Genomic DNA, 14054 nt, shown 5'->3' with positions numbered 1-14054 from the left:
GACTAATTAATGTACTGCCACTACCCCGTAGGAATGCCGTAGATGGTTAAACGAGTCAGGCCATCAGCCACATACCGCAGACGGTTGCTGCGCTGGTTAGTTGAGTCCGATCGCTCAGGGAAGAGCAGCCACGCGGTGAAACACCCCTGGTGGCAGGTCATGTGCCTGACTGGGGTTGATTACTTCTCCACGCTGGGCTACCAGCCCGGCATTGCCGCTCTAGCAGCTGGGGCGCTATCGCCCATTGCAACGTTGATTCTGGTTTTACTGACTCTGTTTGGAGCGCTGCCGATCTATCGGCGGGTGGCCTCCATGAGCCCCCATGGTGAGGGGTCGATCGCCATGCTCGAGCATTTACTGCCGTGGTGGCAGGGCAAGTTTTTTGTGCTTTGCCTGCTGGGGTTTGTGGCGACTGACTTCATCATCACCATTACCCTCTCCGCTGCCGACGCTACGGCCCACATTGTCGAAAATCCCTTTGTCCACGATTTTCTGCATGGGTACGAAGTGCCACTAACTATCTGCCTCATTGCTTTCCTGGCAGCCGTTTTTTTAAAGGGGTTTCGAGAGGCGATTGGGATAGCGGTTTTTCTAGTCGCGGTCTATCTGCTGCTCAACTTGGTGACCATTGGTGTGGGGGGCTATCAGATTTTGACCCATCCCACAGCGATTGCCGATTGGTGGAGCCTGCTATTTTCCAGAAACAGCAATCCGGTGGTGCTCCTGGCCTTGGCCGCGCTGGTATTCCCTAAGTTGGCGCTAGGCCTGTCTGGGTTTGAAACGGGGGCAGCGGTGATGCCCTTAGTCGAAGGCGATCGCAGCGACACCGAAACTGCTCCAGCTGGTCGCATCCGCAACACCCATAAGCTGTTGACCACCGCAGCGGTGATCATGAGTTTCTTCCTGATTACTAGCAGCTTGGTCACGACGCTGCTGATTCCGCCGCCAGAATTTCAGGCGGGGGGAGCCGCCAACGGACGAGCGCTAGCCTATCTGGCCCACGAGTACCTGGGGGATGGGTTCGGCACCCTCTACGACTTGAGCACGATCTCGATTTTGTGGTTTGCCGGGGCCTCGGCCATGGCTGGGTTGCTCAGCATTGTGCCCCGCTATCTGCCCCGCTATGGCATGGCCCCCAGCTGGACCTTGGCGGCCCGACCGCTAGTGCTGATTTTTACGGCGATCGCCTTTGCCGTCACGATTATTTTTCGCGCCAGCGTTGAGGCCCAGGGTGGGGCCTACGCCACGGGGGTGCTGGTGCTGATGAGTTCAGCGTCGTTTGCGGTGACGCTGGCGGCTCGACAGGCGCGATCGCGGCGGGGCATGGTCGTGTTTGGCACCATTACCCTGGTGTTTTTCTACACCACGATTGTCAATATTTTTGAGCGGCCCGATGGGGTTAAAATTGCCGCCTTCTTTATTGGTGCCATTGTTTTCACCTCACTGATTTCGCGCGTTTGGCGCTCTACCGAGCTGCGGGTTGAGCGGTTTGAAATGGATCCCATCGCTCGGCGTTTCATTTTAGAAGAAAGCGAGCATACCATTCGCATCATTGCTAACCGCAAGCAGGCCGGGGATGAACAGGAATATTCCCTCAAGGAAACCGAGGTGCGGGAAGACAATCACATTCCCTCGACCGATTCCATTCTGTTTTTAGAGATCGAGGTTTCCGATGCCTCAGACTTTATGGAGACGGTGCAGGTAGAAGGGGTGCAGGTGGGCAATTACCGCATTTTGAGAGCTAGGGGGTCGGCGGTGCCCAATACGATTGCTGCTATTTTGCTCTACATGCGCGATGAGACCGGCAAATTGCCCCACGCCTACTTTGGCTGGATTGAGGGCAACCCAATTCAATATCTGCTGCGCTTCATGTTGTTTGGCGAGGGCGATATTGCCGTGGTCACTCGGGAGGTGCTGCGCAAAGCCGAAAAATCTCCCAGACGCCGTCCGGTCATTCATGTGGGGGGGTAGCCACCAGATTGCAGATGGACTCTGCTAGCTGCGAGGGGCGTACATCATCACCAAAACGCCCAGCAGCACCACCCAGCCACCCAGCAGATCAAAGCGATCGGGTTTCACCTGGTCGACCAGCCACCCCCAACCGATAGAAAGCACAATAAATACGCCACCGTAGGCGGCGTAGGCTCGACCAAAATGCGTGGGCTGGAGGGTGGGCACTGCGCCATAGATTCCTAAAACGGCTACCCCAAGCACCGCTAACCAGGGGCTCTTGCCCTCGCGCAGCGCCAGCCACACCAGATAGCCCCCACCGATTTCGCACAGGCCCGCGAGGATAAAAAATAATAGGGATTTCACCATCATGGTTAACGCTGCCCAGGTTGGTCGGCGGCAGTCTGCGTTGGAGCGATCGCGCGTTTTTTGAAAACGACCTTCAGCCCGGATCGCGGCCTCAACGTCGGAATTGGCATCATCTCTAAATTCTGATTGGGCACTAGCTCCCAGGTGTAATGGCGCAGCAGATGGGCCGCCACCAGCTTAATTTCGAGCTGGGCAAAGGCCAAGCCTAGGCAGATGCGGGGGCCGCCGCCAAAGCCCACCAAGCTAAAGTCGGCACGCTTGTGCTCGGCCCGCTCAGAGCTAAAGCGATCGGGGTCGAAGCGATCGGGGTCGGTGTAGATGGTGCGATCGTGGTGGGCAGCATCGATTCTATAGAGCGCCATCCAACCCTTGGGCACGCGATAGCCGTTAAACTCAAAGTCTTTGACCACGCCCCGAAAGCCCCCGGCCACGGGCGGGTACAGCCGTTCCACCTCTTTGACGATCTGGTCGAGGTAGGGCATCTGCCGAATCTGCTCTAGGGTGACGGCTTCGCCTGCCTCCATCAGCCGCGCCTGCTCCTGTCGCGCCTGCTCCCACACATCGGGATGCTGCGCCAGCGACATCACCAGCGAGGTCAGCATCGAGGTAGTGGTCTCGTGGCCCGCAAACAGCATTAGCAGGGCCTGGGCTTTAATTTCTTCTAGGCTGAGGCGATTGCCGTCTTCGTCTTCGCTCTGCACTAGCAGGCCCAGCGCATCTTGGGTGGGGTGGGCCTGGCGTTCTTTGACCACCTGCTCAATGTGGTTGAGCAACTTATCCCGTGCGCTAACGGCTCTGCCAAAGGTCGTCCAACCCCAGCGAATCGGTGGAGCAAACAACCCGTTGGTTAACTCAGTAAACCATTTCGACAGTTGGGCGGTTTCGCTACCGGGTTCGCTACCCAACAGTAAGGTGCTAGCAATATCAAAGGTGAGCTGCTTAAGCTCATCGAACCAGGTGAACTGGCCCAGGTCCTCCCATCGCTGGGCGTAGCGATCGGTGAGAGACTGCATGGTTTCTACGTATCCAACTAGAGCAGGGCCGTGGAAGGCGGGCATGAGCAGCTTGCGATTGCGGCGGTGCTCTTCACCCTCCTGCAAAAACAGCGACTCACCCAAAAGTTGTTTGAATGTGCCGGGCCACCCCTCCCGCCAGGAAAAGCTGTCCATATTGGTGGAGAGCACAAACTGGTTGGCCTCTGCCCCCATTAGCACGACGGTAGGTCGGCCCAGCAGGCGCGTCTTGAAGATAGCTCCGTACCTGGCCTGACGCTTTTTGGCAAACTCGCGGTCAAACAAAAAGTTAAGGGTTTCGCCGACAACCGGCAGGCCAAAACTCCCAGGGGGCAGCGGGGCAGGGGTAGAAGCAACCATAGGAAACGGTGGAATGCAGTGGTCAAAGACCGGTCGCGAAAACTGAAGTCAAAGATCAGTCCCTAAAACCAGTGCATTCTAGAGTAGCGCGGAGCTGCGATCGCAGGCCTTAGACAATCTGGCCGAACCTAGCTAGCAGAAGCTATTTTGTGCCCAGATGCGGTGATCAGCTGCTTGAAGGTTTCTTCGGAGGCTTGAGAGCTAATGGTGACGGTTTTTGCCTGAGTATTAATGTCAATATCGGCCTCAGGTTCAGTGGTCAAAATCAAATCTTTTAGCTCTTGCGCCGATTTCTGATCGCTCAGCGTCGGAACTTGGAACGTCAATGCCATGCTGATTTCTCCACTTCTACGCCCATACTGTAGGCCGCTCACGGCAGCGCTGCCGTCTGTAAAAGGGCAGAATTTGGGGCCGAAGGCGCGAGAACTGATTGATGCGATCGGGGTATGAGGTACAGGGTGTAAGGTCTGCCCCAAACCCTGTACCTCATACCCCTAAATGTTTTTGGGATAGAAAATAGCTGCTGACTCAGTTCAAAACCGGCGGCAATTCTTCACCCTTGTAGTCTCGGGTGGGTACTGGAAAACCGCAGGCGGTGCCGTCTTGATGAACTACCTCATCCTCCCAGGGCAAGCGGTAGCGCTCTTTCACCATGTCCTTCATGTAGGTGTAGGGGCAGTCTTGGGCACCGCCTTTGACCGCTACATAGCCGCGATGGCCAAACTGGTAGATGTTGTTCTCCACTCCCCAGTGAATGCGGGCTTCGCGCACCAGGTCGGGGCGTACCTCAGCGGTAATGATTTCGTCGGGACGGTGACTGCCCATCACCAGCGGTGTGCCGTCGAAATTGACGATCATGCCCTCGCCCATAGAGTCGAAGCTGCCGTCGCTGCCGCACATGCACACCGACGCCGTCACCATCAGGTTGCAAAAGGCGTTGGCCTGGTTAGTAATTTGCCACGAGTGGCGAATGGGGGCCGTGTAGCCCGCCGTGCGAATCATGATCTCGGCTCCCTTGTAGGCGCACTCGCGGGCCATTTCGGGGAACATACCGTCGTGGCAGATGATCAGCGCCAATTTGCTGCCGTTGGGGCCATCACAGACCGGAATGCCCACGTTTCCGGGTTCCCAAGGTTCTACAGGGATCCAGGGGTGGAGCTTGCGGTAGTAGAGCTTGATTGAGCCCTGGTTGTCGATAATCAAGCCGCTGTTGTAGGGGTTGCCCTCGGGGTTGTACTCCATAATCGAGAAGCAGCCCCAGATGTCGTTGTCGATGCAGGCCTGGCGAAAGGCAGCGACTTCGGGGCCATCCAGACTGCACATGATCGCCGGGTTGGTATCCATCGACAGCCCGTGGAGCGAATATTCGGGGAACACCACCAGGTCCATCGTGGGCATGTTGCGGCGGGCTTTGGCGACCATCTCGCAAATGCGCTGGGTCTGGGCGGCGAGATCGTCGGGGGTGACGACGTTGGGCAGTTGCAGTTGCACCATGCCCAGCACCACGCCGTTAGGAGATTTATTTAGGCCACCAAGTCCACTCATGCTGATTTCTCTCTGGAACAACCTGACTCGAAAGTCGAAGAGCACTATAGGTCTAAGGCATTGGGGTGTTGGTGTTCAATATTACGTAATTCTTGCCTCTTCTCTAACTGGGCCGTGCCAACAGCTACAGTTCAGCGGCTGCTACAGTAAAGGCGCTTGTATTGCCGGATCCTTAGCGCTATGCCTACCCCAAAAATTACCCTGGTTGCGCTCGGATCTACGGGCGACTGTATGCCCATGCTCGCCCTGGCCCAGGGTCTTCTGCAAGCCGGATACCAACCTACCGTTGTCACCCACGAGGCCTTCACAGACCTGGTGAAATCCTACGGTGTAGAGGTTGCGCCCTTGGCAGGAGACTATCGGGCATTCTTTCGATCGCAGGAGGGACAGCGGTTTTTGAGGGGCGAGTTTCTGCCCTGGGAACAAGCGCCCCAGTTTGCCAAGAATTTGCCCAGACAGCTAGAGCAGGTTTTGGCGGCGGCCCAAGGCAGTCAGGTCATCATCGCGGGGCCACTGGCGCTGTGGAGCTATCACGTCGCCGAAGCGCTGAATCTGCCGCTGATTGTTGCGGCTAGTCTTCCCATCGTAGAGACCGGGCTGTTTCCGTTTCTTGGGTTTGGCGACATACCAACGAGCGTCAATCCAGTGCAGTCAGCGCTGAATTGGGCTAGCTATCGCCTGGTAGATGTGCTGGGCTGGGTACGCGATCGCTCTACCCTAGAAACCTTTCGGGAGAGACATCAGCTACCAGCGCTGCCGCCGCTTGGCCCTCGGTACCGCGCTCACCATCCCAAACAGTTGCAGCAGGTGCCAATTTTGCACCTCTACAGCGAAGCCGTCATTCCCCGCCCTGCCGACTGGGCTCAGTCATCCCATTCGGTGCATGTGACCGGCTACTGCTTTCCTCAAGCGTCTCAACCCTACCAGCCGTCCCCAGACTTGCAAAACTTTCTCGCCCAGTCTCAGGGAGAAAGTTCTACTCCGACGATTGCCCTTGGCTTTGGCAGTATGGCGGTTGCCGATGAGCAGGCGATGCTTCAGCTGTTGCTAGAAGCGGTAGATCGAGCCAACGTTAGGGCGGTGCTGCTGGCCGGCTGGGGGCTCACCCAAGCGGGGCAATTGACTGACCGGGTTTACGCCGCTCCATCCATTCCCCACGACTGGCTGTTTCCCCAGGTGTCGGCTGTGGTGCACCACAGCGGCTCAGGAACAACCGCGGCTGGGCTGCGGGCTGGTTTACCCGCTATAACGGTGCCTTTTTTTGGCGACCAGCCTGCTTGGGCAAACCGCCTCACTCAGCTTGGGGTTGCGCCGCCGCCCATCCCCATTCAAAATCTGACGGCGCAAAATCTGGCTGCTGCGATCAAGCAGGTATTGAGCAACCCAACCATGGCCGCAAAAGCCAGAGCCCTAGGAGAAACTATTCGCGCTGAGGATGGCGTCAACTGCGCTGTCAGCATTATTCAGGCTTACATAGATTCGGTGGGTTGGTGATTAGATGCTCCGTGGCTCAGCCCACCAACCACTGCCAGCCCCAAAATGCGGCCATGCCGCCCGCGATGGTGAGCAGCAGGTTTTTGCGCCAAAGAGCGAGGACGACGCAGGCGATCGCCCCCACCAGTCGTGCATTCTGCCAGCCCAGCCACAGCGTCTCACCATCGGGCAGCACCACTGCGGGGACGACGATCGCCGTCAGCACCACCGGGGGCACGTAGCCCAGCGCCCGCACCACGGTCGGCGACAGCTGAATGCGCCCGCTAAAGGCCAGCAGCACATAGCGAATAACGAAGGTTACCAGGGCCATGGAGGCGACGAGAAGCCAGTCATTCATGGGGATGTGGGAGGGTAAGGGGGTGGATCAATTGGGTATACCCTTTGTCCTCGGAAGGCGGGTTTCGAGCCAGTAGCCGGTGGTGACACCTGCGATCGCCGCCACCATCAGCCCCAGTTTGTGGGGTAGTCCGTTCGCCAGCACTGCTACCAGCCCGGCGACGGCAATCGCCCCTACCATCGGTCGCGTGGTCGCGTAGGGGACGATCATGCCGATGAACGTCGCTACCATGGCAAAATCTAGCCCCCAAGCGGCTGCATTGGGGATTAGCTGGCCCACTGTTAGGCCCAGCCAGGTGCAAAGAATCCAGTTGCCGTACATCGTGACGGCTGCACCTAGGTAGTACCAGTGCTTATAGGGGCTAGGGTCGGGCTGCACGTAGCGGCGAATGGCGATCGCAAAGGCTTCATCCGTCAAAAAGAAGCCAATCACCGCTTTCCACCGATGGGAAGAGCGCTGCACGTAGGGCAGCAGGCTAGCGGCGTAGAGCATGTGGCGCAGATTGACGACCACCGTGGTGAGCACGATCAACGGCAGAGTGCTGCCCGCCGCCAGCAGCCCCAGGGCAATAAACTGCGACGACCCGGCAAACACGAAGGCCGACATGCCGAGCGTTGCCCCAAACGATAGGCCGCTGCCCTGGGCCAGGGTGCCAAAGATAATCCCAAAGGGAATCGCCCCCACCACCAGGGGAATAATGTCTCGCGCCCCGGCCAGCGCCTCTTGGCGGGGAGAGCGGCTGCTCAAGTCTGACGCTATAGCCAAAAGAAATCTCCGCAAAGCAGGATGACTCTTTCCATTTTGAGTTAGAAGGTAGAAGAGGTATCACGGCTTTTCACTATGGCAGACGCTCCCCAGCAAATTTGTATCCTCGGCGGTGGCTTTGGCGGCCTCTACACCGCTCTGCGCCTCAGCCAGCTGCCGTGGGAGGGCACCCCACCGACGATTACTCTGATTGACCACCGCGATCGCTTCCTCTTCCTGCCGCTGCTCTATGAGCTAGTCACCGACGAGCTGCAAACCTGGGAAGTCGCTCCGCCCTACGCCGAGCTGCTGGCCGGCACTGCGGTGCAGTTTCGCCAGGCAGAAGTCACCGGCATCGACCTCGACCAGCACCGCGTCAGCCTCAGCGATGGGGTGACGCTCACCTACGATCGCCTGGTTCTAGCCCTGGGCGGCAACACCCCAATGCACATGGCTCCCGGTGTGGCCGAGTACGCCCATGCCTTCCGCACCCTGGAAGATGCCTACCATTTGAAGGAACGGCTGCGCCTGCTTGAAGCCTCCAACGCCGAGAAAATTCGCGTGGCGGTGGTGGGCGGCGGCTATAGCGGTGTCGAGCTAGCCTGCAAAGTAGCGGAACATTTGGGGGAACGAGGCCGGGTGCGCCTGATCGAAAGCACCGACACGATTCTCCGCACCTCGCCTGAATATAACCGCGAGGTGTCCCAAAAGGTGCTCTCTGACCTGGGAGTGTGGATCGATCTCGAAACCACCGTAGACAACGTCACCGCCGACACCATCAGCCTCACATTCCGCGAGCAAACCGACATTTTGCCGGTCGATCTGGTGCTGTGGACCGTGGGTACCCAGGTTAACCCCGTCATTGCCGACCTGCCCCTCAAGCACAACGAGCGCCAGCAGGTGGTGGTGAAGCCCACCCTGGAGGCGATCGATGTCCCCGGCGTCTATGCCCTGGGCGATGTGGCCGACTGCCGCGATGCCGAGGCTCAGCAGGTGCCCACCACGGCCCAGGTCGCTCTACAACAGGCCGACTTTGTTGGGTGGAATATCTGGGCCGAGCTCAGCGATCGCCCCCAGCTCCCCTTCCGCTATCGCCACATGGGCGAAATGCTCACCCTTGGCACCAGCCGTGCCACCCTCACCGGGTTGGGCATTCAGCTCGACGGCGAGCTGGCCCACGTGGCTCGCCGCCTGGCCTACCTCTACCGCATGCCAACGTTCTCCCACCAGGTGCGCGTCGGGCTGAACTGGATGACCAAACCCCTGCGGGATGCGCTGGCAGCAAAGTAGGCAGCAGGCGCAAGATCCGGTGTTGCTGGCTTGAAGCATGAACTTGGGTAGGGGCAAACGGCCGTTTGCCCCTACGAGAGACGTTTTTGTGCGAGGACATTAATCCGCTCTAAAAGCGTTCAAATATTTGAGCGGTTAGATTGGGGCAATGTCTCGATTGAGCTGGCGGCGCCTATATCCGGGGCAATGACGTATTGATTGCGCCCAGCCTGCTTGGCGGCATAGAGTGCCCGATCTGCCAGAGCCAGGGCGGCGGTAGCCTGGGTGCCATGCTGGGGCACCGCCGCATAGATGCCAAAACTTAGGGTAAGTCGGTGGGTGGGGGCGTCGGCGATCGCCACTTTAGCGATCGCCCCCTGCATCTGCTCGACCACCCCAACGGCGCCCGCCAGCTCAGTGTTGGGTAAGAGCACCACAAACTCTTCACCCCCATAGCGAGCCACCAAATCGGCGGGGCGCTTCAGGCAGCGCTGAAGCGCCTGGGCCACCGCTACCAGGCAGGTGTCGCCGCTGGGGTGGCCATAGGTGTCGTTAAACTGCTTAAAGTAGTCGATATCGCACAGAATCAGCGCCAGGGATTGTTTCTCCCGCTGTAGACGTCGCCATTCTCGCGTTAGCCGCCGATCAAAGCAGCGTCGATTGGCAATTTGCGTCAGCCCATCGGTATTTGAGATGCGCTCTAGCTCCTGATTGGCCGCGCTCAAGCGCTGATGCAGCTCGGCATGCTGAATCGAAATTTCGAGCTGCTGCACAATCAGGGTCAAGGTCTCGACCTCTTGCTGGGCCCAGGGGCGGGCGCAGGGATCATTTTGCACCACCAAGCCGCCCCATAGCTGGCCCTGTTGGTGAATGGGCAAATACAGCTCTTGGGGAACATCGGACCTACAGGAAGACGCCGCGGTGGGGGGAGGAAGCGGAGCCGCTTCGATCAGGGAAATCTGCTGCTTGGTGAGGTTGGGCACCACCGGAGGGTGGTGCTCTAGATAAGGACAGCCCAACCCTTGAACGCAGAGTTCTGAGGACAGACCGTCGCCAGAAAGCGCCAGCAGTTTGCAACCCTGGGGGTCGCAGGAGCGATAAACCATCACCCGCCGTGCCGTCAGCAACTGCTGAATGGCCTTGACGGTGTTGTTGAGAATGTCTTGCAGATGGATAGAGGCGTGAATGTCCTGCACGATCTGCCGCGAAATCGCCTCCCACTGAGCCTGAAACTGGGCGCGTTTGCGCAGCTGGCTCAGCTCTAAGTGGGTGCGAATGCGGGCTAGCAGCTCGACTACGTTGAAAGGCTTGGTGACATAGTCGACTGCGCCGCACTCAAAGGCCTGGGCCAAATGCTCAATTTCATGGCTAGCCGTCAAGAAAATAACGGGGATATGCGCCGTTGACAGATTTTGCTGGAGCTGGGCGCACACGTCGATGCCGCTCATTTTTGGCATCATCAGATCGAGCAAAATCAAGTCGGGTTTGACGTCGTTTAACCGGTCTAAAACCTGCTGCCCGCGGGTGGCAAAGGTGGTGCGATAGCCCACCGCGTCGAGCACCTTCTGCAAAATCTTGAGATTGGCGGGCACGTCGTCGACGGCCATAATTAGGCACTGAGCGGGCTCAAACACCGGGGGGTTAACCATTAGCGGGAGCCTCACCCAAAGCCGCGACCTGGTGAGTCAGCGTCTCTAGCAGGGGCGCAAACGCATTCACGGTATGGGGCAAATGTTCCCAATCAAACTCTTCTAGCTGCGTCGTCAGAGTGGTCAGGTAGTCAGATAGCGGTGGGTAGGGGTAAACCGCGATCGCCCCTTGCAGCCGTTCGACAAAGGTTTCAAGCGATCGCGTTTCTAGGGTTTGCCGCAGCGGTTGCCAGCAGTCAGCGGCGATCGCCTGGAGCTGGGTAAGCAACGCCAACAGCCGCTCTGGAGTCAGGGTCGCCGGGGCCACCGCACCGGGATCCGCTGCCTGGGCGCTAGCGCGTCTCTCCAAGGCGGGGAGCACCCCAGCGCCAATTACGCGCTGCATCGACTCTAAGAGCTGCTGGCGCTTGACGGGCTTGTGCAGCAGCCCGTCGTACAGATCGTTGGCGAGCATGGTTTCGCCCTCGTAGCTAAGCGAAGCCGTAATCAAAATAATCGGAATCGAGCGGGTTAGCTCATGCTGCTTGAGGGCCAGGGCTGCCGCCTGCCCGTCCATCAGCGGCATGCGGAGATCGAGCAAAATCAAATCGGGCAGGTGCGTCTGCGCCATCTGCACCCCCTCCAATCCGTTCTCAGCAAACAACAGACGATGGTGGGTATTGCGAAAGTAACCCGCGATCAAATCCTGGTTTGACCGGGCATCGTCTACTACCAAAATTTTGAGCGGTGCCCACTGGTTTAAATCGGTTTCGGCCTCGGCCGCTGTCGGCTGGGAGCTACCCTCGGGGGCGATCACAACCCGATTAAACTCACAGATAAATGTGCTCCCCCGCCCCAGCTGACTCTCGACCTCAATGGTGCCGCCCATCAGCTGGGTGAGCCGATAGGTGATCGCTAGCCCCAGCCCGGTGCCGCCAAACTTGCGATCGCTCTGGCCGTAGCTCTGGGTAAAGGCATTAAAAATGCGCTGCTGGTCGGCTTCGGCAATGCCAATGCCCGTATCGGCCACAGAGATCTTTAAATTGACCGAGGATTCACCCTGCACCGCCGGCAGCCTGGTACAGGCCACCTCGATATCGACATGGCCCTGCTCCGTAAACTTCAGCGCATTGCCGACCAAGTTAAACAAAATTTGCCGCAGCCGCACCTCGTCCAGCCACAGCGCCTTGGGCAGCCCCGTGCCCAAAATCATCCGCAGCCGAATGCCTTTCTGCGCCGCCTTCTGCTGAAAAATATGCTGAATATCTTGGATTAACAGCGTAATATCTGTCGGCTCCAGCTTGATATCCATCTGGCCCGCCTCAATTTTAGACAGGTCGAGAATGTCATTAATCAGCGACATCAGAGTCTTGCCGCTAGACGAAATCGCCTCTAGATAGTCAAGCGCCACCGGGTTTTGAATAATGGTTTGCAGCAGATCGGTAAACCCCAGCACGGCGTTCATCGGCGTGCGAATCTCGTGGCTCATATTGGCCAAAAACTCGCTCTTGGCCCGGTTCGCCACCTCGGCGCGCTCTGCCGCCTGCTCTAGGGCCACATTCGAAAAGTGCAGCACGGCCAGCATGAGGGTGCTGCGCAAATCGGCCGCTGCTTCGAGCTGCCGGGGCGACCAGGCCACCGATCGCTCCCTCACCAATTCTTTCCACAGGTCGAAAGAATGGCGGGGGCAGAGCTTGGGTTCTCCGGCCTCATCGAGGGTGACGCTGGCGCTCAGCTCACCCGCCCAGTGCACCGTTTCGATCTGTTCGGGGCGAAACAGCAAAATGTGGTACGACACGGGCCGAGGCTGCTGCAAAAAGATCGAGATCGCCAGCACCCCAGCTAGCTTTACCGACCACTGCTCGCTTGGGGGGTACGCCTGCGCCAGCGCCGGGGTGGCAAACACCTGGTCTTCGCCCTGCTCGGCCAGCCAGTCAATCAGGGCTTTGACCTCGGCCTGGGCCGGAGTAGACCCCACCAGGGCATAGTCCTGATCTAAAACCAGAGCAACCCCCTCGGCCTCAAACATATCCAACAGCAGATTGGCATTGGTGGTGAGGGTTTTGAGCACCGCGTCTTCGGTTTCGTTGATAGCGATGCCGAGCTGCCCCAGCAGGGTTTTGTTTTGGGCTTGGTAATAGCTGCGCTCCTGCTCTTGGTGCCGCATCAGCTCTAGGCTGGCCACCTTGACCAGCATCGTAAACGCCATGCGGGTAATTTTGGGCACCGGCTTGGGCTGGTAATGATGGCAGGCCACCAACCCCCACAACCGCTGATCGTCGGTGAGCGAAAAAGTCATGGAGGTGCTGACGCCCATGCGGTGTAAATAGTCGATGTGGGGTAGCGATACCCCCCGCAGTTCGGCAGCACCCAGGTCTAGGGGGCCTTGGGTGACCGGGTTCTCCTCCGGTACCAACAGCACGGGCACATAGTCGAGATTGGGAATAAACCGGAGCGGGTTTTCATAGAACAGCGATCGCGCCTCGCGGGGGATATCGGTGGCTGGGTAGTGTAACCCTAGATAGCTCTCGTGGTCGCTGCGGTTGACTTCCGCCACCACCACCCCGCTCTGATCGGGCTGAAAGCGATACACCATTACCCGGTCAAACCCGGTCAACCGCTGAATTTCGTGGGCAAAAATCTCGACCAGCGCCTGCAGGTCTGAGGCGGTGCCAAAGGCGGCGATCGCCGTGTTGATTTGGCAGCATAGCTCCTCCGACATGGGTTCATCGGCGGTCTGTGGCTCTAGCTCCATCAGCACAGTCTCTTGCTGCCAATGCAGGCTGACCGCAAAGGACTGCTCGGTCGTCGGGTGGGTCAGGGTGAGGTAGGCCGACGCCTGGGTTTTGTCGAGGCAGTAGCGCAGCAGCTCAATATCGGCGGCGGCAAAGACTACGGTTAAGGGCTGCCCAATCAGCGCCGCGGGGGGCTGGTGCAGCAGCGTCTCGACATTGGCACTCACCTGCAAAATCGTCAGGTCTGGGTAGCTCAGGGAGAGCAACAGACCGTGGGGCTGAATGCTCTTGATGAAGCGGATCGGATAGGGATTGCAGACCTCTAGGGCAAGCAAATCGTCATTGTTGAGCGATCGCAGGGGTCTATAGTCAAGAGTTTCAGCCATGCCAACCTAGCCGAGGAAGTGCTAGCAGCCAGCAGCTGTTAGCGTTTACATCATGTCCAGCTGAGAGTCGTTTTCCTACCGACAGTTACTCGCTATACCGTTCATAATGCCCATAACTAAAGCCACCAGGAGCTAAATTACCCAACCTAAAGTAATTCGAATTATTCGATCGCAGCGTGACGATTTCTGCTCTAACCACATCAAAGGTGCGGCTCCATCATCCC

General features: G+C 58.4%; 11 protein-coding genes. 3 read left to right on the top strand and 8 right to left on the bottom strand.

The features are described from left to right. Window positions 1-42: 42 nt before the first annotated feature. The gene (locus NC979_RS19495; protein WP_190516728.1) at window positions 43-1971 is read left to right on the top strand and encodes an APC family permease; all 1929 of its coding nucleotides are present in this window, start codon (window positions 43-45) and stop codon (window positions 1969-1971) included. Between the two features lie 24 nt (window positions 1972-1995). Here NC979_RS19495 and NC979_RS19490 read toward each other — a convergent pair whose 3' ends face one another. The 4 genes from NC979_RS19490 to NC979_RS19475 form a co-directional block, all read right to left on the bottom strand. Then, a complete protein-coding gene (locus NC979_RS19490) occupies window positions 1996-2322 on the bottom strand; it encodes a YnfA family protein (protein ID WP_431191092.1) in 327 nt (108 codons plus the stop codon). Between the two features lie 2 nt (window positions 2323-2324). Next, entirely contained in the window at window positions 2325-3692 is a 1368-nt protein-coding gene (locus NC979_RS19485; RefSeq protein WP_190516726.1) for a cytochrome P450, read from the bottom strand. Window positions 3693-3820: 128 nt separating this feature from the next. Continuing rightward, window positions 3821-4024, bottom strand: a complete 204-nt coding sequence (locus NC979_RS19480) for a heavy metal transport/detoxification protein (protein ID WP_190516723.1) — start codon at window positions 4022-4024, stop codon at window positions 3821-3823. Between the two features lie 196 nt (window positions 4025-4220). Continuing rightward, the gene (locus tag NC979_RS19475; RefSeq protein ID WP_190516721.1) at window positions 4221-5237 is read right to left on the bottom strand and encodes a formamidase; all 1017 of its coding nucleotides are present in this window, start codon (window positions 5235-5237) and stop codon (window positions 4221-4223) included. A 180-nt stretch (window positions 5238-5417) separates the two neighbouring features. Here NC979_RS19475 and NC979_RS19470 point away from each other — a divergent pair, with 180 nt between their 5' ends. Next, a complete protein-coding gene (locus NC979_RS19470; protein ID WP_190516718.1) occupies window positions 5418-6731 on the top strand; it encodes a glycosyltransferase in 1314 nt (437 codons plus the stop codon). Window positions 6732-6747: 16 nt separating this feature from the next. Here NC979_RS19470 and NC979_RS19465 read toward each other — a convergent pair whose 3' ends face one another. Together NC979_RS19465 and NC979_RS19460 are read right to left on the bottom strand one after the other, a co-directional pair. Then, window positions 6748-7068 carry an AzlD domain-containing protein gene (locus NC979_RS19465; RefSeq protein WP_190516716.1) on the bottom strand — a complete coding sequence of 107 codons (321 nt, stop codon included), beginning with the start codon at window positions 7066-7068 and terminating at the stop codon, window positions 6748-6750. A 27-nt stretch (window positions 7069-7095) separates the two neighbouring features. Continuing rightward, window positions 7096-7833 (bottom strand): AzlC family ABC transporter permease, encoded by a 738-nt coding sequence (locus NC979_RS19460; protein WP_190516713.1) that lies wholly within the window; start codon window positions 7831-7833, stop codon window positions 7096-7098. Window positions 7834-7908: 75 nt separating this feature from the next. Between NC979_RS19460 and NC979_RS19455 the strand changes: the two genes are divergently transcribed. Beyond that, window positions 7909-9102 carry an NAD(P)/FAD-dependent oxidoreductase gene (locus NC979_RS19455; RefSeq protein WP_190516711.1) on the top strand — a complete coding sequence of 398 codons (1194 nt, stop codon included), beginning with the start codon at window positions 7909-7911 and terminating at the stop codon, window positions 9100-9102. A 119-nt stretch (window positions 9103-9221) separates the two neighbouring features. Here NC979_RS19455 and NC979_RS19450 read toward each other — a convergent pair whose 3' ends face one another. Continuing rightward, complete coding sequence (locus tag NC979_RS19450) at window positions 9222-10730, bottom strand: diguanylate cyclase domain-containing protein (RefSeq protein WP_190516708.1); 1509 nt, start codon at window positions 10728-10730, stop codon at window positions 9222-9224. After that, window positions 10723-13830 carry an ATP-binding protein gene (locus NC979_RS19445; protein ID WP_190516699.1) on the bottom strand — a complete coding sequence of 1036 codons (3108 nt, stop codon included), beginning with the start codon at window positions 13828-13830 and terminating at the stop codon, window positions 10723-10725. Before NC979_RS19445 ends, NC979_RS19450 begins: the two co-directional genes overlap by 8 nt. Between the last annotated feature and the right edge of the window lie 224 nt (window positions 13831-14054).

The organism is Leptolyngbya subtilissima AS-A7, from assembly GCF_039962255.1.
Classification (GTDB): Bacteria; Cyanobacteriota; Cyanobacteriia; order Phormidesmidales; family Phormidesmidaceae; genus Nodosilinea.
Note: the sequence above shows the minus strand (reverse complement) of the source record. Positions and strands in the feature narration are given on the sequence as shown.